This window comes from Paraburkholderia sp. HP33-1, from assembly GCF_021390595.1.
Classification (GTDB): domain Bacteria; phylum Pseudomonadota; class Gammaproteobacteria; order Burkholderiales; family Burkholderiaceae; genus Paraburkholderia.
This window is the reverse complement of the sequence record NZ_JAJEJR010000002.1, coordinates 2,328,280-2,351,875: the sequence shown is the minus strand read 5'-3', so window position 1 is coordinate 2,351,875 and position 23,596 is coordinate 2,328,280. Positions and strand designations below refer to the sequence as shown.

The 23,596-nt window shown below is 65.6% G+C and carries 18 protein-coding genes; 13 read left to right on the top strand and 5 right to left on the bottom strand.

All coding sequences use genetic code 11. The annotated features are described in order from the left end of the window. Positions 1-34: 34 nt before the first annotated feature. The 11 genes from L0U81_RS26605 (at position 35) to purF (ending at position 12,787) form a co-directional block, all read left to right on the top strand. Positions 35-2,518, top strand: a complete 2,484-nt coding sequence (locus L0U81_RS26605; RefSeq protein WP_233807640.1) for a FimV/HubP family polar landmark protein — start codon at positions 35-37, stop codon at positions 2,516-2,518. After that, entirely contained in the window at positions 2,515-3,327 is an 813-nt protein-coding gene (truA, locus tag L0U81_RS26600) for a tRNA pseudouridine(38-40) synthase TruA (RefSeq protein WP_233807638.1), read from the top strand. Before L0U81_RS26605 ends, truA begins: the two co-directional genes overlap by 4 nt. Then, positions 3,324-4,034, top strand: coding sequence for a phosphoribosylanthranilate isomerase (locus L0U81_RS26595; protein WP_233807625.1), 711 nt, complete (start codon positions 3,324-3,326; stop codon positions 4,032-4,034). Before truA ends, L0U81_RS26595 begins: the two co-directional genes overlap by 4 nt. A gap of 60 nt (positions 4,035-4,094) precedes the next feature. Continuing rightward, on the top strand, positions 4,095-5,288 hold the full coding sequence (gene trpB, locus L0U81_RS26590) for a tryptophan synthase subunit beta (RefSeq protein ID WP_233807623.1): 1,194 nt from the start codon (positions 4,095-4,097) through the stop codon (positions 5,286-5,288). A gap of 8 nt (positions 5,289-5,296) precedes the next feature. Next, complete coding sequence (locus tag L0U81_RS26585; protein WP_233807621.1) at positions 5,297-6,211, top strand: DNA-methyltransferase; 915 nt, start codon at positions 5,297-5,299, stop codon at positions 6,209-6,211. Between the two features lie 80 nt (positions 6,212-6,291). Then, positions 6,292-7,104, top strand: coding sequence for a tryptophan synthase subunit alpha (gene trpA / locus L0U81_RS26580; protein WP_233807619.1), 813 nt, complete (start codon positions 6,292-6,294; stop codon positions 7,102-7,104). 78 nt (positions 7,105-7,182) lie between these two features. Beyond that, the gene (gene accD, locus L0U81_RS26575; RefSeq protein ID WP_008921025.1) at positions 7,183-8,055 is read left to right on the top strand and encodes an acetyl-CoA carboxylase, carboxyltransferase subunit beta; all 873 of its coding nucleotides are present in this window, start codon (positions 7,183-7,185) and stop codon (positions 8,053-8,055) included. Positions 8,056-8,288: 233 nt separating this feature from the next. Then, a complete protein-coding gene (gene folC, locus L0U81_RS26570; protein ID WP_233807617.1) occupies positions 8,289-9,599 on the top strand; it encodes a bifunctional tetrahydrofolate synthase/dihydrofolate synthase in 1,311 nt (436 codons plus the stop codon). 29 nt (positions 9,600-9,628) lie between these two features. Continuing rightward, complete coding sequence (locus L0U81_RS26565; RefSeq protein ID WP_233807615.1) at positions 9,629-10,588, top strand: SPOR domain-containing protein; 960 nt, start codon at positions 9,629-9,631, stop codon at positions 10,586-10,588. A 7-nt stretch (positions 10,589-10,595) separates the two neighbouring features. Further along, a complete protein-coding gene (locus L0U81_RS26560; RefSeq protein ID WP_233807602.1) occupies positions 10,596-11,147 on the top strand; it encodes a CvpA family protein in 552 nt (183 codons plus the stop codon). An 89-nt stretch (positions 11,148-11,236) separates the two neighbouring features. Next, a complete protein-coding gene (gene purF, locus L0U81_RS26555) occupies positions 11,237-12,787 on the top strand; it encodes an amidophosphoribosyltransferase (protein ID WP_233807600.1) in 1,551 nt (516 codons plus the stop codon). A 146-nt stretch (positions 12,788-12,933) separates the two neighbouring features. Here the strand turns inward: purF and L0U81_RS26550 are convergent, their stop codons facing one another. Further along, positions 12,934-13,722, bottom strand: coding sequence for an AraC family transcriptional regulator (locus L0U81_RS26550; protein WP_233807598.1), 789 nt, complete (start codon positions 13,720-13,722; stop codon positions 12,934-12,936). A 19-nt stretch (positions 13,723-13,741) separates the two neighbouring features. After that, a complete protein-coding gene (locus L0U81_RS26545; protein ID WP_129961749.1) occupies positions 13,742-14,083 on the bottom strand; it encodes an FKBP-type peptidyl-prolyl cis-trans isomerase in 342 nt (113 codons plus the stop codon). Between the two features lie 204 nt (positions 14,084-14,287). Here L0U81_RS26545 and L0U81_RS26540 point away from each other — a divergent pair, with 204 nt between their 5' ends. Next, positions 14,288-15,109 carry a sensor histidine kinase gene (locus L0U81_RS26540; RefSeq protein ID WP_233807596.1) on the top strand — a complete coding sequence of 274 codons (822 nt, stop codon included), beginning with the start codon at positions 14,288-14,290 and terminating at the stop codon, positions 15,107-15,109. An 89-nt stretch (positions 15,110-15,198) separates the two neighbouring features. Then, positions 15,199-16,542, top strand: coding sequence for a hemolysin family protein (locus tag L0U81_RS26535; protein ID WP_233807594.1), 1,344 nt, complete (start codon positions 15,199-15,201; stop codon positions 16,540-16,542). Between the two features lie 30 nt (positions 16,543-16,572). On the opposite strand, the gene treY is transcribed toward L0U81_RS26535, so the two are convergent. From treY to treZ, 3 genes are read right to left on the bottom strand one after another with little or no spacing between them, the layout of a single operon-like run. Further along, positions 16,573-19,449: a malto-oligosyltrehalose synthase gene (gene treY, locus L0U81_RS26530; RefSeq protein ID WP_233807592.1), complete on the bottom strand. Its 2,877-nt coding sequence runs from the start codon at positions 19,447-19,449 to the stop codon at positions 16,573-16,575. Next, positions 19,446-21,659, bottom strand: a complete 2,214-nt coding sequence (malQ, locus tag L0U81_RS26525; protein ID WP_233807590.1) for a 4-alpha-glucanotransferase — start codon at positions 21,657-21,659, stop codon at positions 19,446-19,448. The genes treY and malQ overlap by 4 nt, the downstream gene beginning before the upstream one ends. Beyond that, a complete protein-coding gene (gene treZ / locus L0U81_RS26520; protein ID WP_233807588.1) occupies positions 21,656-23,560 on the bottom strand; it encodes a malto-oligosyltrehalose trehalohydrolase in 1,905 nt (634 codons plus the stop codon). The genes malQ and treZ overlap by 4 nt, the downstream gene beginning before the upstream one ends. Positions 23,561-23,596 lie beyond the last annotated feature (36 nt).

Sequence of the window (23,596 nt, the reverse complement as noted above, 5' to 3'; positions counted from 1 at the left end):
AAAAAGGCTGCGCGCTGACGCGCCAGGAGTCCCGATGAACTTTCGACGCTCCGCTCTTCGGGCTATGTCCATTCGTCACGATAAGGGGCGATTCCGGAGCCGTCCGGCGGCGATGGCCGCAGGTGCCGCTTTCGCCCTCGCGCTGCTCGGCGGTGGCGCAGGCAATTCGCTCGCCGCGCCGGTCAGTATCGCGAGCGCGCCGGATGCCGCTTCCGCTGCCGTGGCTGTCGTCGCAGGCAGTCGGTACACGGTACACGCTGGACAGTCACTGAACGATGTCGCGATCGCTATCACGCTGTCGCACGACCGGGCGGTACTCGTGCGCGCAACGCGCGCATTGTTCGACACGAATCCGGCGGCGTTCATGAATCACGATCCGAGCCGGCTGCGGGTGGGCGCGGTATTGATCGTGCCGGCGCTCGATGCGTCGGGGGCGTTGGCGGCTTCGTCGGCTGGGGCGGCGGCGGGGGCGTCGGAGTCTACGGTGGTTACGCCCGCTTCCACATCGACGGCGGTGCCAGCCGCGGCGGCGGCTAGCACGGCGAGCGCTGTCGCGCAGGTGAACGCGGCCGTTGCGACCGCGGCCAGTGCCGCGGCTCAAACGACAACACCGGCCGCACCTGCGGTCTCCGGCACGGCCAGTGCGCCGGTCGCAGCGAGCGCGGCTGTATCGATTGGCGCGGCGGCGGGCGGCGTGGTTTCGTCCGCGCCGGTGGCGGGCTCCGCGCCAGTGGCGACGAGCGGCGCGCAGGAATGGGCCGGATCGATTCAACCGTCGGCGAGTGCGCCTGCCGGACAAGCACCGTCGACCGCCACAACGGCCGCGCCGGTGGCTTCGCAGCCGCATCCGCAGGTGTCTAGTCTGCAGCAATTGCTGGCGCTGAAGAACCGCGTCCTGATGGAGTTGCAGAAGCACGGTATCGGCGGGGCGCCGGTCGCCTCGGGCCCCGCGCCGACAAGCGCTGCGCAACCGGCCGCGGGTGGTTCTGCGCCGACGATGGCCGCAGCGCCGGCGCGCGCGAACGTGGCGACGTCGCCGTCGAATGAAGGTGGCTTGTCTCAGCGTGATCTGAGCATCGCGGCGGCGGCGGGCGCGGCACTGGTCGTTCTGCTCGCGGCTCTGCGCATGGGTCGCCGCAAGCGCGAAAAGGAGGCCACGGCGCGCGCTGCCGAGGCATCTGATGCCGATATGGCCAGATCGGCGTCCGGGCCGGCGGCGGTCACGGAAGGATCGGACGCGCGAAATCACGAGGCTGCACAGCAGGCGGCTGCGGCAGCAGAGCGTACGGCGGCAGAGCAAGCCGCAGCGGAACGCGCGGCAGCCGAACAGGCAGCAGCGGAGCAGGCCGAATCAGAACGAGCAGCGGCCGAGGAGAAGGCGGCAGCGGAACGCGCAGCAGCCGAGCAGGAAGCGGCACGTGTCGCGGCGGAACGTGCGGAAGCGGAACGCGCAGAGGCGGAGCGCATCGCAGCCGAGCGCGCGGCTGCGGAACAGGAGGCACTGCAAGCAGGCCACCCAGCACAACCGGACACTCCTGAACCCATTGCACCGACGGCCCCACTCGCCGACATCCCGCTGTCCAGCGCAAGCGAACCGTCCACTGAATCACCGGCAGTCACCCCGACTCACGATGAAACCCTGCGCGCCGCTGCTACAGCCGCCAATCTTGCCGCCGCGGCAGAACTCGGCGCCGAAGCGTTGCCGCTGGGACCGCTCGAGCCGGTCACCGGCGAAACGCAGGACGAGCACGCGCATCGTCTGCAATGGGACGACGAATCCACAGAAGGCCCGACGGCAGATGAAGCGGCAGACACCACTACAACCGCGACCCCAAGCTCAACAGAAACACCCTCGACCGAACCGCACACCGCGACGGCCGAACCGCAGACTCTCCTAAACGTTCCACCTCCAGTGATCGATTTCACGCAACACCAGATCGAACCGCACGCCACCGCGTCGTTCGGTCAGCCGTTCAGCGACATCCCGGCACCGCCGCAAGCCGAGCCGTCCGCACCGACCGAATTCCCGCGCGACGCCGTCGACGCGTTCAGCAGCCTGAACATGCCGCTGCCGCCGCGCATCGAAGTGCCCGCCATCAGCGACGCGGAGCGTTCCACATCGCTGTCGACGCAGCCGGGCGCATCGCCGGACACGACCGCGCAGCAGGCCTTCGGCGCCCACGACGTGGACGACGACGCTCCGCACATCGCTGACCAGATCGCCGCCGGCACGGCAGGCCACGGCGCCGTAGCGGGTCTTGGCGCGGCGGGCTTCGGCGCGCTGAAGCTCGACTTCGACCTCGAACTGCCGCCGAGTCCGGCCCAGCCGTTGCCGGCCTTCACGCCGGCCGATCTAGCCCGCATCGCGCGCAACAAGCTGGAGTTGGCCTCCGAGTACATCGAACTCGGCGATCTCGCGGGCGCCCGCGCGCTCATCAACGAAGTGATCGAAGCGAACGATCCAGCTACGCGCACCGAAGCCCGCGCGTTGCTTTCGACTCTCGCACCGCTGTCGTGAAGCGCATTGCATTAGGCGTGCAGTACGACGGCGCGGCGTTCGCCGGCTGGCAGTCGCAACCGCATGGCAACACGGTGCAGGACGAGCTCGAACGGGCGCTGCGCGAATTCGCGCGCACGCCCGTGCAGACGGTCGTTGCTGGCCGCACCGACCGCGGTGTGCACGGCCTCGGACAGGTCGTGCATTTCGACACTGAACTCGATCGCGTCGATATCTCCTGGGTGCGCGGCCCGAACGCGTTCCTGCCGAAGACGATCGGCGTGCAGTGGGCCAAGCCGATGCCCGACGACTTCCACGCGCGTTTCTCGGCGTTCGAACGGACCTACTACTACGTGCTGTACATAAATCCGGTGCGCTCGCCGATGCTCACGACGCGCGCCGGCTGGGTGCACACGCCGCTCGACGTCGACGCAATGCGCTCGGCCGCCGAGCACCTGATCGGCGAGCACGACTTTTCGGCGTTCCGGTCGTCGCAATGCCAGTCGAAAACGCCGTTCAAGCATCTGTATCAGATCGACGTCAAACGGCAAGGCAACTTCGTGCATTTCCGCTTTCGCGCGAACGCGTTCCTGCACCATATGGTGCGCAACGTGATGGGCTGTCTGATCGAAATTGGCAGCGGCCGCCGCCCGGCCGCGTGGATGGCCGACGTACTCGCGAGCCGCAGCCGCGATTGCGCGGCGCCGACCTTCATGCCCGACGGCTTGTATCTCGCGCAAGTGGGCTATCCTGAGCAATTCGGCGTGCCCGACCCTGCGACGGGCAGCGTGCCGTGGAGCAGCGTATGGACCGAGCAACCGGAAATATGAAAGCAGCAGAAAACCCCGCCAACCAGGCCGACGCCACCGCCCGGCAAAGCGTGCCGCATCGCACGCGCATCAAGCTGTGCGGACTGTCGAAACCCGCCGACATCGCCCACGCAATCAACCTCGGCGCCGACGCGATCGGCCTCGTGTTCTATCCGCCGAGCCCGCGCTCCGTGAGCGTCGCGCAAGCGGTCGAGCTCGTGCACGACGTGCCGCCATTCGTGTCGGTCGTCGGTCTGTTCGTCAATGCGACGCCCGATTGGGTCCATGAAGTCGCGAGCAACGTGAACCTGACGTTGTTGCAGTTTCACGGCGATGAGACGCCGGAGCAGTGCGAGACGCTCGCCGGCGTTGCGGGTTTGCCTTGGTTGCGGGCGTTGCGGGTTGCGGCGGATACTCGACCGGCCGATTTGGTAAAATCAGCTTTCAACTATTCAGCAGCCAGTGGTCTTCTGTTCGACACCCATGTCGAAGGCTACGGCGGCGGTGGAAAGGTCTTCGATTGGTCACTTATTCCAGCAGAGCTCGCGCATCGGGCCGTTTTGAGTGGTGGGTTGAACGCGCAAAACGTCAGTGATGCGATCCATCGCGTGCGCCCGTACGCGGTCGATGTCTCGAGCGGCATCGAAGTACCGGGCGCCCGGGGCGTGAAGGATCACGCCCGGATGGCTGCGTTCGTACGCGCGGTGCGCGCCGCGGACGCCGAATGATTCAGGCTCGCGGGTGCTTTCCGATGAAAGCCGCGAGCCGTCCTGAGAAGAGTGATCACCATGTACAACTTGCCTGACGAAAGAGGCCACTTTGGCCAGTTTGGCGGCGTGTTCGTCGCTGAAACGCTGTTTTCCGCGCTCGACGAGCTGCGCGAAGCGTACGAGAAATATCAGAAAGACCCGGAATTCGTCGCCGAATACGAGCGCGAACTGAAGCATTTCGTGGGTCGGCCCTCCCCGATTTATCACGCACACCGCTGGAGCGAATTGCTCGGCGGCGCACAGATTTATCTGAAGCGTGAAGACCTGAATCACACCGGCGCACACAAGATCAACAATGTGATCGGCCAGGCGCTGCTCGCAAAGCGCATGGGCAAGCCGCGCGTGATCGCGGAAACCGGTGCCGGACAGCACGGCGTGGCCACCGCGACGATCGCGGCGCGCTTCGGCATGGAATGCGTGGTCTATATGGGCGCGGAAGACGTGCGCCGCCAGGCTGCAAACCTTTATCGCATGAAGCTGCTCGGGGCAACCGTCGTGCCGGTCGAATCGGGCTCGCGCACGCTGAAGGACGCACTGAACGAAGCGATGCGCGACTGGGTCACCAACGTCGAAAACACCTTCTATATCATCGGCACGGTCGCGGGTCCGCATCCGTATCCGATGATGGTGCGCGACTTCCAGCGCGTGATCGGCGACGAATGCCGCGTGCAGATGCCCGAACTCGCCGGTCGCCAGCCGGATGCCGTGATCGCGTGTGTGGGTGGCGGTTCGAATGCGATGGGTATTTTTTATCCGTACATCGAAGACAGTTCGGTGCAGTTGATCGGCGTCGAAGCGGCCGGCGACGGCATCGAAACGGGTCGTCACGCGGCCTCGCTGATCGCCGGTAGCCCGGGTGTACTGCACGGCAACCGTACGTATCTGCTGCAGGACGAAGACGGCCAGATCATCGAGACGCATTCGGTGTCGGCGGGCCTCGACTACCCGGGTGTCGGTCCCGAGCACGCATGGCTAAAAGAAAGCAATCGCGCGCAATATGTCGGCATCACCGACGAAGAAGCGCTGAAAGCATTCCACGATTGCTGTCGCATCGAGGGCATCATTCCCGCGTTGGAGTCGAGCCACGCGCTCGCCTATGCGACGAAGCTCGCGCCGACCTTGTCGAAAGACAAGATTCTGCTGGTCAACCTGTCGGGCCGCGGCGACAAGGACATGCACACGGTCGCCGAGCGATCGGGTATCCAGTTCTGAGCCCGACGATGCGCGACGAGTTCGACGAGCCGCAGCCTGCGATTGAAACCGTGAATCCGGACGCCGAGGTATCGGCGGCCGTGGCATCTGCACCGTTGGTGGCGCAGGTGCCGGCCGGCATTCAGCTGTTGAACCGCGATTTTCTGACCGATGTAGCGAACATTCCCGACGGGTCGATCGACCTGATCGTCTGTGATCCGCCCTATGGGCTGGGGAAGGACTACGGCAACGACTCGGACATGCGCACGGGCGAGGAATTTCTCGTCTGGACGCGTGGCTGGCTCGAGCTCGCTGTCCCGAAGCTCAAGCCGACGGGTTCGCTCTACATTTTCTGCACCTGGCAGTACGCGCCGGAAATCTTCAGTTTCCTGAAGACCAAACTCGTGATGGTCAACGAGATCATCTGGGACCGGCGCGTACCGAGTATGGGCGGCACCACGCGCCGCTTCACGTCGGTGCACGACAACATCGGTTTCTTCGCGGTGTCGAAGGACTATTTCTTCGATCTCGATCCCGTCCGCATTCCGTACGATGCAGTCACGAAGAAGGCGCGTTCGCGTAAGTTGTTCGAGGGAAGCAAGTGGTTGGAGCTTGGCTATAATCCGAAGGATGTCTGGTCGGTCTCGCGTCTGCATCGGCAGCATGCCGAGCGCGTCGCGCACCCGACCCAGAAACCGCTGGAAATCGTCGAGCGAATGGTGCTGTCCAGCTGCCCGAAGGGCGGTCGGGTGCTCGACCCGTTCATGGGCAGCGGCACTACCGCGGTCGCTTGCGTTCGTCATCAGCGCGAATTCGTCGGCTATGAGATCAACGAGAGCTATTGCGCGATAGCGCGCGAGCGCGTCAGCGTCGCCGCTACGCCTGCTGCGCCGCGCCGGACCCGAGCTAAGCCGAAAGTGCAACAGTCGACCGAAGTGCAGTGAAAAGCGTGAAACGCGCCGCTAAGTGCGCTGAAAAGCATGCTTCGATCAGCGCGCAGTAGCCCTAACTCGAGAATACTTCCATGTCCCGTATCAAGAACACGTTTGCCGCGCTGTCCGCCCAAGGTAAGAAAGGCTTGATTCCGTTCATGACCGCTGGCGACCCGGACCCGGCTCGCACGGTCGAATTCATGCACGCGCTCGCCGCCGGCGGCGCGGATGTGATCGAACTGGGCGTACCGTTTTCCGACCCGATGGCCGACGGCCCGGTGATCCAGCAGTCGTCCGAACGCGCGCTCGCGCGGGGAGTGTCGCTGCGCCACGTGCTGGCAGACGTCAAACGCTTCCGGGAAACCGACGACAAAACCCCGGTCGTGCTGATGGGCTATGCCAATCCGATCGAACGGATGGGCGCCGAGGCCTTCGCGAAAGCCGCGAAGGAAGCGGGTGTCGATGGCGTGCTGGTGGTCGATTATCCGCCTGAAGAGTGCGCTAACTTCGCGCAACAGATGCAAGCTGCCGGCATCGATCCGATATTTCTGCTCGCGCCGACTTCTACCGACGAACGTATCGCCGAAGTCGGCCGGATCGCCAGCGGCTACGTCTACTATGTGTCGCTTAAAGGGGTCACCGGCGCGGCAAATCTGGACGTTTCCAGCATCGCGAGTAAAATCCCGGCCATCAAGTCGCGCGTCCCCCTGCCGGTGGGCGTCGGTTTCGGCATTCGCGACGCGCAAACGGCGCGCGCAGTGGGCGAGGTGGCCGACGCCGTCGTGATCGGCAGCCGTATCGTCCAATTGCTCGAACAGGCAGCGCCCGACGCCGCTGCCGAGACGCTCACGCGTTTCGTCGCCGAAGTGCGCGAGGCGCTCGATAGCGTCGCGACTGCCCGATAACAGTTATTTTTGTCGCGGTAACGTGAGCGGCGGGCTTGTCCCGCCGTTCGCGCGACTGCTGACCCAGAAGGATTCCCTATGAGCTGGCTTGATAAGCTGCTGCCGCCAAAAATCAAACAAACCGACCCGAAGAACCGCAAGGGAATTCCGGAAGGCCTGTGGATCAAGTGCCCATCGTGCGAAGCCGTGCTGTATCGCAACGACGTCGAGGCCAATCTGCATGTTTGCCCGAAGTGCGACCATCACATGCGCATCGGCGCGCGTGAGCGGCTCGACAGCCTGCTCGATCCGGAAGGCCGCTACGAAATCGGCCAGGAAATCGTTCCGGTCGACGCGCTGAAGTTCAAAGATAGCCGCAAGTACCCCGAGCGCCTGAAAGAGGCGATGGACGAAACCGACGAGACCGATGCAATGGTCGTGATGGGCGGCGCGATTCACACGCTGCCGGTCGTCGTGGCGAACTTCGAGTTCTCGTTCATGGGCGGCTCGATGGGTTCGGTGGTCGGCGAGCGTTTCGCGCGCGGCGCGCAGAACGCGCTCGAACAGAAAGTGCCGTTCATCTGCTTTACCGCTTCGGGCGGCGCACGGATGCAGGAGAGCCTGCTATCGCTGATGCAGATGGCGAAGACCACCGCGATGCTCACGAAGCTGGCCGAAGCCAAGCTGCCGTTCATCTCGGTGCTGACCGACCCGACCATGGGCGGCGTGTCCGCGAGTTTCGCGTTCCTCGGCGACGTCGTGATCGCCGAGCCGAAGGCGCTGATCGGCTTTGCCGGGCCGCGCGTGATCGAACAGACCGTGCGCGAGAAACTGCCGGAAGGCTTCCAGCGCGCCGAGTTCCTGCTGCAGAAGGGCGCGGTCGACATGATCGTCGACCGTCGCAAGCTGCGCGAGGAAATCGCGCAATTGCTGGCGCTGCTGAGCCATCAACCGGCGGACGCGGTCGCGTAAAAGCCGGGCAGACAAGCAATCAAAAATAGCGCGCCGCGTGAGCAATCAAGCGGCGCGCTGTCATTTCCGGGATAATTACGGTCGCCTGCGATGCGGCAGCGGTTGAAACCGAAGCTGATGCGGCTGAAGGTGCGGGTTTGTGCGCATAAACCGCGCGGCGTCTTCCGCTCCTGACCAGCACCGCCCGCAGCACAGCAGAACCGAACCTCCGCGACTCACTCAAGATTCACCCGATGACGACATTCCCCACCCTCGACGCGTGGCTCACGCACCTTGAATCCGCGCATCCGGTCGGCATCGACATGGGTTTGGACCGCATCTCCCAGGTACGCGACGCGATGCAGCTGTCGTTCGCCTGTCCGATCATCACGGTCGGCGGCACGAACGGCAAAGGCTCGACCTGCGCGATTCTCGAAGCGATCCTGCTGCGCGCGGGCTATACGGTCGGCTGCCACACATCGCCGCATCTGCTGTCGTTCAACGAGCGCGCGCGCATCAACGGCGCGATGGCAAGTGACGCCGATCTGCTGCCGCACTTCGAAGCCGTCGAAGCCGCGCGCCTGAGCCTCGCCAAACCGGTTACGCTGACCTATTTCGAATTCACGACGCTCGCGATCATGAGCCTGTTCGCGTCGCGCGGCCTCGACGCGGTGATTTTCGAAGTCGGCCTCGGCGGCCGTCTCGACGCGGTTAATGTCGTCGATACCGATTGCGCGATCATCACGAGCATCGATCTCGATCACACCGACTACCTCGGCGACACGCGCGAAAAAATCGCGTTCGAAAAGGCCGGTATTTTCCGCCCCGGCAAGCCGGCGATCTGCGCGGACCCGATGCCGCCGCAATCGCTGATCGATCACGCGGAAAAGATCGGCGCGCAATTGTGGCTGTTCGGCCGCGATTTCCGTTACGAAGGTCAGGCCGGCAGCGAGCGCCAGCAGTGGAGTTACGTCGGCCCGACGCTGCGGCGCTCGGCGCTCGCGTATCCGTCGCTGCGCGGCGCGAATCAGCTGATCAACACGTCGGCGGCGCTGGCCGGGCTCGAAGCGTTGCGAGACCGTCTGCCGGTGTCGGCGCAGGATATTCGGCTCGGCATCGCCAACGTGGATCTGCCGGGCCGTTTCCAGGTGTTGCCGGGCAAACCGTCCATCGTGCTCGACGTCGGCCACAATCCGCATGCGGCCGCGGTGCTCGGACAGAATCTCGGCAACATGGGCTTTTTCCCGTACACGTACGCCGTGTTCGGCGCGATGCGCGACAAGGACATCGCCGGCATCCTCAATCATCTGAAGGGCGAAATCGATCATTGGTGCGTGACCGATCTGCCGACTCCGCGCGCCGCGTCCGCACAGCAGCTGGAAACCGCGTTGCGCGAGCTGGGTGTGGAAGACAGCGCCGACAGCAGCGTCACGCGTTATGCGACGCCGGCACAGGCTTTCCAGGACGCGCTAAAACGCGCGTCAGAGAATGATAGAATCGTGGTTTTCGGCAGTTTCTATACGGTAGCGGGTGTGATGGCCTACCGGAAATCGCAGCAACACTGAGCGGGCGCCAGGCTCGAACCAAGCGATTCATGGGAATTTTCTCGTTCGGCAAGAAAGACGACGCGCCCAGCCGGCGCGGCGCAAACACCAGTTCCAATCGGGCCGCCCGGGGTGAGCGCGTCGAGCGGCGCACCCGCCGCACTGAGCGCACCGTCGATGCAGATGCCATGCTGCTTGACCCCACGCTGCCGGAAAAGCAGCGCGCGCGTCGCCGGCTCGTCGGCGCAATCGCACTGGTCGTCGCGGCGGTCGTCATCCTGCCGATGGTGCTGGATTCGCATCCCAAGCCCGTCACCGACGACATCTCGATCGACATTCCGAGCCGGCCCGCGCCGAAGCTCGCCAAATCCACCGCCAACGAAGACGTGCAAGCCGGCGTCGCGCCGGACAATCCGCCGGCAGCCGACACGGGCGTCGCCGCGTCCAGCCTCGCGCCGGCAACGACCGCGGCGGCCGCTGCAGCGACGACGGCAGCGGCCTCGGCCACCACCGCGAAGCCCGCCCAATCGACTCAACCGACCGCAGCGAAACAGGGCACGACCCCGTCCGCCGCAACCGGCACCGCGACCGCCGCTGCTCCCAAATCCGCCGCGAAGCCGCAAGCCGAGTCTCTCGCAGCGAACACCGCACCTGCTGCCGCCGCCAAACAGACGAAGGCACCCGCAGCCACACCGTCACAGTCAACTGACGACGACACGAACACGGCTGCCGCCAGCGCGGACGCGAACTCCGGCACTCCGGCCTCGCCGCCGGGCAACCGTTTCGCGGTGCAGCTTGGCGCATTCGCGAACGAAGCGAGCGCGCGCAATTGGGCCGCGAAGTTGAAAGCGGCCGGCGTGCCCGCATATACGGAACACAAGAAGCAGGCCGACGGCTCGACGCTGACATTGCTGCGCGCCGGCCCGTTCGCCGATCGCGCCGCGGCGACCGCTGCGATCGCGAAGGTTCGCGAGGCGGGCCTCGTGCCTGGCTCGAACGGCACACAGTAAGCGAGCGATGTTCACCGCCTTCGACTACGCTGTAATGGCGGTGATCGGCTTGTCAGCGCTGCGAGGCGCTTGGCGCGGTTTGCTGTCGGAGCTGTTTGGTTTGATCGGCTGGGTCGCGGCGTTTTTCCTGGCGTGCGAGTTCGTGGGCTATGTGGTCCCGTATATCCCGTCCAATTGGCCGGGCGGCGCGTTGACCCAGTGGCTGCTGGCTTTCTCGCTCGTGGTGATCGGCGTTGTGCTGGTCGCGAGCGTGGTGAGCGCGATGCTCAGCCGCCTCGTGCAGGTCACGGGCCTGGGCGGTGCGGACCGCTCGCTCGGTTTGATGTTCGGCCTCGTGCGCGGGGTCGTTCTGGTGCTGATTCTGGTCGCTCTCGCAGGCTTGACCGAACTGCCCAAAGAGGAATTCTGGCGCAACGCGTTGCTTCGTCCGTATGCGGTCGAGGGTGTACGCGCAATGAAACCGCTGCTCCCCGAGGCGCTCGCCGCATACGTCCATGTGGACGATCCGGGCGCCCCGAACAATGCGCAACAGGACTCCGGCGCACACCGGTTGCCTTGACGTCGTACTGCGTCTCGTCGTATCACAGCGCGGACGCGGTCGCAGGCATCGGTCGCCATCTAGAATTTTGTACCTTTGAAGGACATGCCATGTGCGGCATCGTAGGCGTAGTTTCCCACTCTCCGGTCAACCAGCTGATCTATGACAGCCTGCTGCTGCTGCAGCACCGCGGTCAGGACGCCGCCGGCATCGCAACCGCGAACGGCAGCAATTTCCACATGCACAAGGCCAACGGCATGGTGCGCGACGTGTTCCGCACGCGCAACATGCGCAGCCTGCCGGGCACGACAGGCATCGGCCAGGTCCGTTACCCGACCGCCGGTTCGGCATCGAGCGAGGAAGAAGCGCAGCCGTTCTACGTGAACGCGCCGTTCGGCATCATCCTCGCGCACAACGGCAACCTGACCAACTGGCAGCAGCTGAAAGATGAGATGTTCCGCATCGATCGCCGCCACGTGAACACCAATTCCGATACCGAAGTGCTGCTCAACGTGCTCGCGCACGAACTGCAACTGTCGAGTTCGGGTCTGCAGCTCGATCCGGCCGCGCTGTTCAAGGCGGTGTCGGGCGTGCATCGGCGGGTGCGCGGCTCGTACGCAATCGTCGCGCTGATTGCCGGCTACGGCATGCTCGCGGTGCGCGACCCGTTCGGCATCCGTCCGCTGTGCCTCGGCAAGCAGGAAACGGCTGACGGCGTCGAGTGGATGGTGGCGTCGGAGTCGGTGGCGATCGAAGGTATCGGTTTCGAATTCGTGCGCGACGTGCGGCCGGGCGAGGCGATTTTCATCGACGCCGAAGGCCAGTTGCATTCGCAGCAGTGCGCGACGACCCCGAGCCTGAACCCCTGCATCTTCGAACTCGTGTATCTGGCGCGTCCGGATTCGGTGCTGGACGGCGTGCCGGTCTACAACGTGCGTCTGCGCATGGGCGACTACCTCGCCGAGAAGATCAAGCGCGAACTGCCCGACGTCGCGATCGACGTGGTGATGCCGATTCCCGATTCGTCGCGCCCCGCCGCGATGCAGGTCGCGAAGAAGCTCGGCGTCGAGTATCGCGAGGGCTTCTTCAAGAACCGCTACGTGGGCCGTACCTTCATCATGCCCGGTCAGGCGGTACGCAAGAAGTCGGTGCGCCAGAAGCTGAACGCGATGACCATCGAGTTCAAGGGCAAGAACGTGCTGATCGTCGACGACTCGATCGTGCGCGGCACGACGTCGCATGAAATCGTGCAGATGGCGCGCGATGCGGGCGCGAACAAGGTGATTTTCGCGTCGGCAGCGCCGCCGGTGAAATTCCCGAACGTCTACGGCATCGATATGCCGACGCGCGGCGAACTGGTCGCGCACGGCCGCACGGACGAGGAAGTCGCGCGCATGATCGGCGCGGATCACCTCGTGTATCAGGACGTCGATGCGCTGAAGCAGGCGGTGCGCGACATCAATCCGGCGTTGAAGGAGTTTGAAGCTTCCTGCTTCGACGGCAACTATGTGACCGGCGACATCACGACCGAATATCTCGACCGCATCGAAAGCGCGCGGCTCGCGCCGTCGTCGCAATCGGACCGTGACGCTGCAAGCGACGCGATCGACGGTGGCGGTCCGGCGCGTTCGCAGCTCCATCTGCAACTGTCGGTCGGCTGAGCGCGCGTCCGCCCTGGCTCCAGCCTCCCCGTACATGAAGCCCGCTTATGCCGATGCAAAAGCGGGCTTTTTTGTTACTGCTTCACTGTTGTTACCGGTGAGTTGCTGCAATACGTAGCCACCGAGGTAGCCACGGACCCCCTGGATCAATGCCGCAACGAGCGCCACTGCCCGGGCGCAAGTCCAAAACGTCGCGTAAATGCGTGCGTGTAAGCGCTCTGATCGCCGAAGCCGATCTCGAGCGCGATATCGGTCAGTGAAAGACGCGGGTCTGCTAGGAGCGTGATCGACGTGTCGAGCCGCAGTCGCTGCAAATAGCGATGCGGTGTCTCGCCGAACGCGTCGATAAACAGTTGATGGAAACGCCGTATGCCGAAGCCGCAGTGCGCGGCGAGGTCCGCGATCCGCAGCGGCTCTGACAGATGCGCACGCAGCCAGCGGTCGATGCGCGCGAAATCGAGCCCCACGCTGTTCGCCTGCGCGCCGGCGAGCGTGCCGGCGTCGGCGACAAGCGCGGCGCCAAGACGCGCCGCTGCATCCCAATGGAAGCGGCGGTGATCGAAGGCATCAGCTTGCGCTTCGTCCACTCCATGCGCCGCATGCGCGGCGATCCTGTGCACGAGCTGCGCGAGCGACGCATCGACCGTGACGGCCCGCGCGCGGTCGAACAGCCGCTCGGGGACCGCCAGCGACGCCGCTGGCAAATCGAGCACGAGCTGCCGGTTCGCGCCGACGCCCGCGTAATCGTGTCGCGCGCCGGCCGGGATCAGCCATGCGGAGCCGGCGTCGATCTGTTGCGCGACGCCGTCTACCGCCATCACCATCGCGCCGTCGAGCCCGAGCACGACCTGGTGAAAGTCGTGCACGTCCGACGCTTCGATCGCGCCATAGCAGCGCAGCGAAACGTTAGGGGCGGTGACGGCGGCGTGGCTCATTACAACGCTTAGGTATGACTCAGACGGCCAGCAGTTCGACGTCGAACACGAGCGTCGCGTTCGGCGGAATCACGCCGCCCGCGCCGCGCACGCCGTAGCCGAGTTGCGGCGGAATGGTCAGCTTGCGCTTGCCGCCGACCTTCATGCCTTGCACGCCTTCGTCCCAGCCCTTGATGACCATGCCGCCACCCAGCACAAACGCGAACGGGTCATTGCGGTCCTTGCTCGAATCGAACTTCTGGCCGTCGGTCAGCCAGCCCGTGTAGTGCACGGTCACGGTCTTGCCCGCCACGGCTTCGGCGCCGGTGCCTTCCACGAGGTCTTCGTATTTCAGGCCGGATTCGGTCGTCACAGTCGACATGCGTCACTCCTCAAATAAAAACGTGAAACCGACATTGTAGGCGCCCTGCGGCGGATCGCCGAATCTGGCCCGCTCTCACCGGGTTCCGGATATGGCATGCGGATTGCGTCCCGACCCGCTGGATGGCCAGACTGGCCGGCCCAGACGGGATGCCTATAATGAGGCTTCCTTCCATCAACCAGCATTGCCTGAGAGGACTCGATCGTGACACCGTCACCCACAGGGACTGCTGGCTCCCAGCCGGCGTCCGCCGACTTTGTCATCTCCGAGCGCAGCGCGCTTCTGCGCGCGGAAACCGCGTTGTTCATGCGCGACCATGTGCTGTCGCTGGTGTCGCACGACCTGCGCGGTCCGTTGAATGCGATTCACAGCTGGGCGTATGTGCTCGAGCGCAAGCTCGACGCGAACGACCCCAACTCGCAGCGCGCGATCACCGGCATTCGCAGTGGTGTCGATCAGCAGGTGAAGCTGCTCGAAACGATCGTCGATGCGACCCGTGCCGAAACGAAAACGTTTGCGCTCAGGTACGAACCTTTTCCGTTGCATCCGCTGCTCGACGAAACCGTCGAGGAAGTCCGCACCGGCCTCGCCCGCGCACGCGGAGTCGAAGTGCGGCTCGATTCGCAACTCGCCACCGAGCAACTGAACGGCGATCGAGAGCGCCTGGCCGCCGCGCTGTGGCTGATGCTGACGTTCGCCGCCGAGGCGAGCGCGCGGGGCACCGGGGTCGCGCTGGCCTCGCGCGCGGACAATGGAACATGGCACGCGAGCGTCACGTACGAGCCGAACGATGCGGCGTTGAACGACGCCGCGCTGCCGCACGTGCTCGAAGCGTTCGCGCGCAAGCAGGCCGGCGAGCCGCGCGAGGCGAAGCGCATCGCGTGGGTGTTCGCGCTGTGCAAGCGCGTCGCGGAGGCGCACGGCGGCAGCTTCGAGCAAAGCGATGCGACGCAGGCGGGCAGCGTCACGTCGACCCCCGCCACGCTCGTGCTGCGCGTGCCGTTCAGCGCGGCGGCGCTGAAATGAGTGCCCCGCGGATGCGTTAGCGCGCGATTAAAATTTCAGTGAGCTTTCAGCCTCTATACTGACAACTTTTGTTGCCGGAGCACGTCGCTTTGATCCAGGTTGTCGCCCTTATCGGTGCATTGTTTCTGGTTGCCCTCAACGGCTTTTTCGTTGCCGCCGAATTCGGTCTGGTCAAATTGCGGCAGACCCGCGTGCAAAGCCTCGCCACCCAGCATGGCATGCGCGGACGTCTGCTGGCTAAGGTGCACGGACAGCTCGACGCCTATCTGTCGGCGTGTCAGCTTGGCATCACGCTCGCGTCGCTCGGGCTCGGCTGGATCGGCGAACCCGCGTTTGCGCAGTTGTTGATGCCGCTTTTCACGGTGATTGGCGTCGAGTCGGAGCGGCTGATCCACGGCATTTCGCTGTTCTTCGCGTTCTCTTGCATTTCGTTCCTGCATATCGTGGTCGGCGAACTCGCGCCGAAGTCGCTCGCGATCCGCGAGGCGGAGAAGATTTCGCTGTGGGCCGCGGTACCGCTGTACGCTTTCTACTGGGCGATGTACCCGGCCATCTGGGTGCTCAATACCAGCGCGAACGCGGTGCTGAAGGCCGCGGGGCTCGATAGTGAGCACGGTCACGACTCGCATTACTCCACCGATGAACTGAAGCTGATCCTGCGCGGCCGCCACGCGAACGTCGCGAGCGAACTGAGTTCGCCGGCGGGCGCGTACAGCCAGGACGAATGGAACACGATCGCGCATTCGCTCGATTTCTCGCGCATGACCGTATCGGACCTGATGCGGCCGTCGCATGAAATGGTCGGCCTGCGGCGCGACCTGCCGTTGCGCGAGAACATGCAGGTGGTCGCGCGGCATCGCTTCAGCCGCTATCCGCTGTTCGAGGATGCATCGGGCGAGCGCGTGGCCGGCATGATCCATCTGAAGGATCTGCTGCTCGCGCGTCAGGCGGGCAGCACGCTCGACGACCTGTCGCGCTACGTGCGGCCCGTCCAGTACGTGAAGCCGGACATGCCGGCGCTGGAGCTATTCCGGCGCTTTCGCAAGGGCGCGCCGCACTTCGCGCTGGTCGGCCACAAGAACGCGAAGCCGATCGGCTTCCTGACGCTCGACAATCTGCTCGGCGCGCTGGTCGGGCAGATCCACGACGAATTCCGTCAGGGCGACGCCGACTGGACGCGCATGGACGACGGCACGCTGATGGGCAAGGGCAGCTTGCCGGTGGTGTCGCTCGAACGAGCGCTGGGCATCGACATCGAAGAGGGCAAAGCCGAATCGGTCGGCGGCCTCGTGATCCAGGCGCTGAACGATCTGCCGAGCGAAGGGCAGCGCATCGAGTTCGAAGACTTCGACGTCGTGGTCAAGAAGATGAAGGGGCCGCGCATCGTGCTCGTGCGCGTGTACCCGAAGGTGTTCGACGACGAGGGCGGCTAAGACGCGAGTCAACCTCCGCGTTGAGCATTTTTAGCCACCTTGGCTTCGAGGCACCCCGTCCTCCACCAGCACTGCGACCGGCATCGCGGCGAGCGCGTCGCGCAGCAACAGCAGCCCCTGGTGGTCGACCTTCGGCGCGGCGGGGCTCAACCAGTCAAACAGCGCGCGCGCCGACAGATCGGACGGCAGCTCGACGGCCGTATCCGCCCATTGCGCCGGCTCGACGAACGGCAGATCGGCATGATCGCCAAGCAGCCCTGCCGCCAGCCGGCTGGCAATCACCACCGCCCACGCATTGCCATGCCGCCGCGCAAACGCGATCACACTCGACGCATGCGCGCCGCGCACGGCGAGCGGCAGATACGTGCCCTGACTCAGCAGCTCAGGCAGCTGCGCGCGCAATGCCAGCAAACGCTGGATCACCGCGAGCTTCACGCGTCCGTCGCGCCAGTCCGCGAGAAATTCCGACGGCGGCGTTTGCGCTTGCGGCAGCCACGCCTCGCGTTTCGCGAAATCGACGGGCCGTCGATTGTCCGGATCGACGAGGCTGAAGTCCCACAGCTCGGTGCCCTGATAAAGATCAGGAATCCCTGGCGAGGCGAGACGCAGCACCGTCTGCTGCAGACTGTTGAGCGCGCCCGCGCGACCAATGCGCGCGACGAACGCCGATAGATCCTTCAGGAAGCCGTCGCGCCGCTGCGGCGCGAGGATGTCGAACAGGAACTCGCGGCAGCCGCCTTCGTAGGCTTCGTCGGGCGCGAGCCAGCTGGTTTGCAGCTTGGCTTCGCGCAGCGCCTTCAACTGCCATTGCGCGACGCGCCTGGCCAATTCCTTGACGCCGGCTTCATCGTCGGCGCGCAGCTCCGGGGGCCAGCAGCCCACCAGCGTCTGATACAGCATCGCCTCGGCGGCGGGGCCGGGTGCCCACGCGTCGCTCCTGTCCCGGCTCACGCTGCTGATCGCCGTGCCGTCGAGCGCGCGACGCTGCGGCGCATTCAACGTCGACCATGCACGCAACGTCGTGGCCCACTCGTCGGCGATCTCGCTGAGCACCGCGAGCCGCGCGCGCACGTCTTCGCCGCGCTTGTGATCGTGGGTGGCGGTCGCGAGCATGGCATGCGGAAAACGTTGCGCACGCTCCAGATTCCCCGCGTGAAACTGCTCGACCGACAGCGCAAACTCGCTCGGGTCCGAGCCGACTTCGTTGCGCGACAGCAGACGGCCGTAGCGATAGCACGCGGTGTCCTCGATCGCCTTTGCGGCGAGCGGCGCGGTCAATTGCGAAAACAGCGTTTGCGCGCTGCGCCGCGACGAACCCGCATGCGGGGGCGGCCCGCCGCTTTGCCCCTGCTGCTGCGACTGCGGGCCGGGACGCGCGGGCGGCGTGTCTTCGGCGCTGCCGCCAAGCCACGCGTTCACGCGCTCGAGCGCCACATGATCTGAGCGCGACAACGAAGCGCGCGCGCCGGCGAGCGCCTGCTCGAAATAGACGTTGTCGACGGCGCAGCGCAGGCCGTTCTGCGGATACATGCGGTACACGGGGAAATGCACGACCAGTTCGACCAGCACGCGGCGCAGTGTCGTGTACGTGAAGTCGCGCGTGTTCAGCGAATCGCGTGCGATCCGATGCAGCGCGCGCGCCGCGCGATCGAGCTCCGCGGAGAGGTTTTCCGCGAGAATCTTGCGGCGCGTAGCCAGCGCTTCGTCGGCGAAACGCTCGCTGCGGCCGGTCAGTTCGGCCCACGTGTGGGCGAGCGGTTCGGCGCCGGCCGGATCGTGCAGCAGCGCGCCGACATCGTTCATGAAGTCGTAGCCGGTCGTGCCGTCGACGGGCCAGTCGTCGCGCAACGACTCGCCGCGGCCGAGAATCTTTTCGACCACCACGTATGGCGGGGTGTCGCGCAACTCGCTGAGCCGTTGGCGCACGCGTTGGCAGTATTCGCGCGGTTCGGCGAGCCCGTCGACGTGATCGATCCGCAAGCCGTCGACGAGCCCTTCGCCATAGAGGCGAAAGATCAGCGCATGCACCGCTTCGAACACCTCGGGCCGCTCGACGCGCACGCCGGCGAGCGCCGAGATGTCGAAGAAGCGTCGCCAGTTCACTTCGTCGGAGGCAGTGCGCCACCACGCGAGCCGGAAATGCTGCCGCTCGATCAGCCGGTGCAGCCGGTCGCGTGTGACCGGATCTTCGGGCGCGTAAGTCTTCAGCACGACCTCGATCGCCGCATTGCCTTCGCGCGCGACGAACTCGCGCAGTGCGTCGCGCGCCTCGGCGGCGCGCGGCTGATCGGCGGGCTGCGTCGTGAGTCCCTGATAGTGATTGGCGAGCGCGCTCAGATCGGCGCGGTCGGCGCCTTGCAGGATCGCCGCGTAATCGACCGGGCAGACCGGAAATACGTGCGGACCGTAGCCGATATAGAAGCGCCCGCTATCGGCCGCGAAATGCAGCCCGATGCGGCCTGCCGCCAGTTCTTCGCCGTAAGGCGCGCCGAGCGCCGGCAGCAGCACCTTGCCGCGCAGCGCGGGATCGGGCGAATGCCAGTCGACGTCGAAATGACGCGCATACGCGCTGTGCCGGCCCCATTCGAGAATGTCGAGCCACCACGCGTTGCTCGAACTGCCGACGCCCATGTGATTCGCCACCATGTCGACGATGAGACCCATGTCGTGCGCGCGCAGCGTGTCGACGAGGCGCTTCAGACCCGCCTCGCCGCCGTATTCTGCGCTGACCTGGGTGTAGTCGACGGTGTCGTAGCCGTGCATCGAGCCGGGCTCGGCCGTCGTAATCGGCGACGCGTACACATGGCTGATGCCGAGCGCGGCGAAATATTCGACGGACCGCGCGGCGTCGTCGAACGTGAAGCCTCGATGGAACTGGAGGCGCAGCGTGGAGCGTGGGACGGTCATGGCGTGTCAGGCTCCGCAGAAGTGTCGGATGACGGCGCGGCCGCCGCGGCAGCGCGGCGCGCGCGGTCGACGGCCAGCAGGCGGTCGGTGAACGTGGGGTCGTCGAACAGCGCGTCGACGGGCAGCGTCATGCGGCGGCGCCAGTTCGGATGTTCGTCGATCGAGCCCGGCAGGTTCGGCTGCTCGGCGAGCGCGAGCAGGTCTTCGAGCGGGAACGTGACGAGCAGGCCAGGCGTCGCGGCGACGAACGCGAGCGCTTCGTCGACCGGCGCGTCGTCGTCGGCCGGCGGCGCGACGTGGGCTGCGGCCACGCCCGCTTGCTGGAATGCGCGCCACAAGTCGGCGCGCTCGCGCGCGCGCTCTTCGAGCGCGGCTTGCTCGGGATCGCGGCCGTCGGCGCGCGCCATCGTCTGGCCGATGCGGTTGCGCCACCTGATGTCGCTGCCGAGCCACCAGCCAGCGACGGTCGGCAGATCGTGCGTGGTCGTCGTGCCGACCGCGTAGCGATCCCAATTGGCTGGCGCCTTGAAGCCGTGGCCGTCGGGTGCGCCTTCGAACCACAGCACGCGAATCCCTTCGATGCCGTGCTCGTCGAGCCGCTCGCGAAAACCGGGCGGCACGGTGCCGAGATCCTCGCCGATCACGATCGCGCGATGCCGCCACGATTCGAGCGCGATCAGCCGCAGCAGATCTTCGAGCGGATAGCGCAGATACGCACCGTCGCGCGCGCTTTCACCCTCGGGCACGAGCCACAGACGACGCAAGCCGAGAATGTGATCGATGCGGATGCCGCCGGCATGCGCGAACGCCGCGCGCAGCATGTCGATGAACGCGGCGAAGCCTTGCGTGCGCATCGCGCGCGGCGAGAACGTGGTGAGTCCCCACGATTGGCCGGCCTGGTTGAACAGGTCGGGCGGCGCACCGACCGACACGCCCTGCAACATGTCGTCGGGATAGGACCATGCGTGACTGCCGGCGCTATCGCAACCGACCGCGAGATCGGCGATCAGGCCGATCGCCATGCCGGCTTCGCGCGCGGTGTGCTGCGCGTGCAACAAGCCGCGCGAGGCCAGCCATTGCAGAAATAGATGAAAGTCCACTTCAGTACGATGCGCGGCGGCGAACGCCTCGACTTCGGGGCTACGAGGGTCGCGCAACGCGTCGGGCCAGTTGCGCCAATGACCGTCGCCGCCTTGCGCGAGTTGCGCGGCCTGCAGTGCTTCGAAGCGCGCGTGATCTTCGAGCGCGCGCCCGACGCGTTCGCAAAAGCCGTGGAATTCGAGCGCGCGTGGCGAGTGTTGTGGGCGCTCGTTCGTGTTGAACTGCTCGTACAAGTTGCGCAACACCGCAAGCTTCAGCGGCGTCGCGTTGGGCCAATCGATCAGCGGCAGGTCTTCGTATTTCGACCATGCGGCGCCGGCCTGCGCCGCTGCGGACGCAAACGCTTCCGCGCCGAACACCGCAGCCGGATCGATATGCGTGACGTTGAGCCACAAGCGCGACGACGGCGCGTAGGGGCTAAAGCGCTCCGGCTGCGCGCTGAACATCGCGTGCGTCGGACTGACGGCGAGCGCGTGCGCGCCGCGCTGCGCGCTGTGCCGGGCAAGCTGCGCGAGCGCCGTGTAGTCGCCGATGCCGCCGTCGCCGGTGCGGCGCAAGCCATACAGCTGCGCGGCAATGCCCCACAGCGGCGGCACGCGCGACGAGGCTTCACGATCGTCTTCGCCTTCGCCGTCGTGCAGCGCGCGCCACGCGTCGGCGACGGTGTAGCACCGCGGCGGTGCGACCGCGAGCGTCATGCGGTGGTCGTTGATCACGAGCGTGTGATAGCCCGCTTCGTCGATCGGCGCGAGCAACGCTTCCTCGCCCTTGGGCGCGGTGAAGCGGCCGTCGATGATCGCGCCGCTCTCAAGCTCGATCCGGTAATGGCTGCCCGACTTGACCGCGGCCGCGGGCAGCGCGATGCCACGCCCAATCACCGCGGTCATCAGCGGCACTAGCCTGCGGCCCGATAGTTCGGCCTCCAAAGCAGTGGCGCTGTGGCGGATCTGCGTGGCGTTGCCGCACGGTAGACCCATGCGTTCGAGCAGCGTGGCGAGCGTGTTCTCGGGCACGTGCTGCGTGTTGTGGTGCGCGTCCTGCCACTGAACCTCGAAGCCTGCGCGGGTGGCGAGCGCGTCGAGCCTGTCGTTGGGGTGTCGGGTCGTCACGCGCGCTGCTCCTCGTGCGATGCGACGCGCGCATCGTGGCGGCTCGCGAATTCGTTGACGTCGCCGCTCAGCCACGCGATGCACGCATGCGCCGGCAGCACCCGCGCGTCGGCCTGCTCACGCGCGCGCGGCGGTGTTTCGAAAATGACCTTGCCGTCGGGGATGTCGTCGAACGCGACGTTCTGCTGCGACAGATTCAGCGCGATTGATAGCATCTCGCCATCGCCGAGTTTCCAGCGCGCGATCAGCGCGTTCGCGTCGCCGCCGCCGGTATCGCGCAGCACGGTCGAGCCGCGCGCCTTCGCATGTTTCAGGCGCGGCGTGATGAGCTTCGCGCGCACCGCGAGCGCGGACTTGTAGAAATGCATCCAGTCGAGCCGATCCGGCGTCGGACTGGCATCGGGCCCGGGTGGCGACGAGGCGGCAAAGGTCATGGCGTCGTTGGGATCGGGAATCCGCGCGCGGCTCTGTTCGTCGCTGAACCCGGCGAAGCGCGCGAATTCACGGCGCCGTCCTTCGCGCACGGCGTTGGCGAGATCGCCGGTGTAATCGGTGAAAAACAGGAACGGCTGCGTCGAGCCGTGTTCCTCGTCCATGAACAGTAGCGGAATTTGCGGCGACAGCAACAGCAACGCGGTCGCCGCGCGCAGCGCGTCGTCCGTTGTCAGCTTGCGCAGACGTTCGCCGAAAGCGCGGTTGCCGATCTGATCGTGGTTCTGCAAAAACATCACGAACGACGTGGGCGGCAGATGCGCGCTCGCTTCGCCACGCGGTGCGCCATCGTGCAGCGGTGATGGCTCGCCCTGATACGCGAAGCCTTCGGACAGCACGCGCGCGAGCCGGCGAATCGGTTCGTTTGCATACGCGTGGTAATAGCCTTCGGTCTCGCCGGTCAGCAGCACGTGCAGCGTGTTGTGCGCGTCGTCGTTCCATTGCGCGTCGAAATGCGCCTCCAGCAGCTTCGCACTGTTGTGCTCGTTTTCGAGCACCAGATGCACATGGCGGCCATGCTGCACGCGCGCGCGGATATGGTCCGACAACTCGCGCAGCCACTCCGGATTGTCGATCGCATGCACCGCATCGAAGCGCAGACCGTCGAAACGGTATTCGTTGATCCAGTAGACCGAATTGTCGATGAAGAAGTCGCTGACTTCGCTGCGCTCGAAGTCGATCGCGGGGCCCCACGGCGTGCTCACGCCTGCGCGGAAAAACGGCTCCGCATAAGTGTGCAGATAGTTGCCGTCCGGTCCGAAGTGGTTGTAGACGACGTCGAGAAACACCATCAGGCCGAGACCGTGCGCGGTGTCGATCAGCGCTTTCAGTTCTTCGGGGCGGCCGTATGCGGAGTCGGGTGCGTACGGCAGCACGCCGTCGTAGCCCCAGTTGTGACGACCGGGAAAGTCGTTCAACGGCATCAGCTCGATCGCGGTGACGCCGAGCGCGGCGAGTTCGGGCAAGCGCTTGCGCACGCCCGCATAGCCGCCCATTGCACCAACATGCAATTCGTACAGCACCGTTTCTTCCCAGGGCCGGCCGTGCCAGTCGGTGCTTTCCCAACGGTAGGCGCGCGGATCGATGACCTCGCTCGGACCGTGCACGTCCTGTGGCTGGAAACGCGAAGCGGGATCAGGCACCGTCAGTCCGTTGTCTAGCTGGAACCGATACAGCGTGCCCGCGCCACTTTCCACGGTGGTCTCGAACCACCCGTTGCCGGTCGGCTCCATGATGTGCGCACCTTGCGAGGGCCCATTTTCGATGGCCACCTGCACGCTTTTGCACGACGGTGCCCAAAAACGGAACCGCGTTTGCGCTCGCGTGCCGCTCGCGCCGATCAGCTGCGCGCTGAACGGCAGGCAATGCGCGTGATGATGCGCGTGAGGATCAATGGGACGTTCTGACATGTCTTCACCATTCGAATCTGCTACCCAGCCTGGATT

Bases quoted from the DNA above. Each gene is read 5' to 3' on its own strand.
- L0U81_RS26605 (WP_233807640.1), top strand. From the start codon at position 35: ATGAACTTTCGACGCTCCGCTCTTCGGGCTATGTCCATTCGTCACGAT.
- L0U81_RS26595 (WP_233807625.1), top strand. From the start codon at position 3,324: ATGAAAGCAGCAGAAAACCCCGCCAACCAGGCCGACGCCACCGCCCGG.
- trpB (WP_233807623.1), top strand. From the start codon at position 4,095: ATGTACAACTTGCCTGACGAAAGAGGCCACTTTGGCCAGTTTGGCGGC.
- L0U81_RS26585 (WP_233807621.1), top strand. From the start codon at position 5,297: ATGCGCGACGAGTTCGACGAGCCGCAGCCTGCGATTGAAACCGTGAAT.
- trpA (WP_233807619.1), top strand. From the start codon at position 6,292: ATGTCCCGTATCAAGAACACGTTTGCCGCGCTGTCCGCCCAAGGTAAG.
- accD (WP_008921025.1), top strand. From the start codon at position 7,183: ATGAGCTGGCTTGATAAGCTGCTGCCGCCAAAAATCAAACAAACCGAC.
- folC (WP_233807617.1), top strand. From the start codon at position 8,289: ATGACGACATTCCCCACCCTCGACGCGTGGCTCACGCACCTTGAATCC.
- L0U81_RS26565 (WP_233807615.1), top strand. From the start codon at position 9,629: ATGGGAATTTTCTCGTTCGGCAAGAAAGACGACGCGCCCAGCCGGCGC.
- L0U81_RS26560 (WP_233807602.1), top strand. From the start codon at position 10,596: ATGTTCACCGCCTTCGACTACGCTGTAATGGCGGTGATCGGCTTGTCA.
- purF (WP_233807600.1), top strand. From the start codon at position 11,237: ATGTGCGGCATCGTAGGCGTAGTTTCCCACTCTCCGGTCAACCAGCTG.
- L0U81_RS26550 (WP_233807598.1), bottom strand. From the start codon at position 13,722: ATGAGCCACGCCGCCGTCACCGCCCCTAACGTTTCGCTGCGCTGCTAT.
- L0U81_RS26545 (WP_129961749.1), bottom strand. From the start codon at position 14,083: ATGTCGACTGTGACGACCGAATCCGGCCTGAAATACGAAGACCTCGTG.
- treY (WP_233807592.1), bottom strand. From the start codon at position 19,449: ATGACCGTCCCACGCTCCACGCTGCGCCTCCAGTTCCATCGAGGCTTC.
- treZ (WP_233807588.1), bottom strand. From the start codon at position 23,560: ATGTCAGAACGTCCCATTGATCCTCACGCGCATCATCACGCGCATTGC.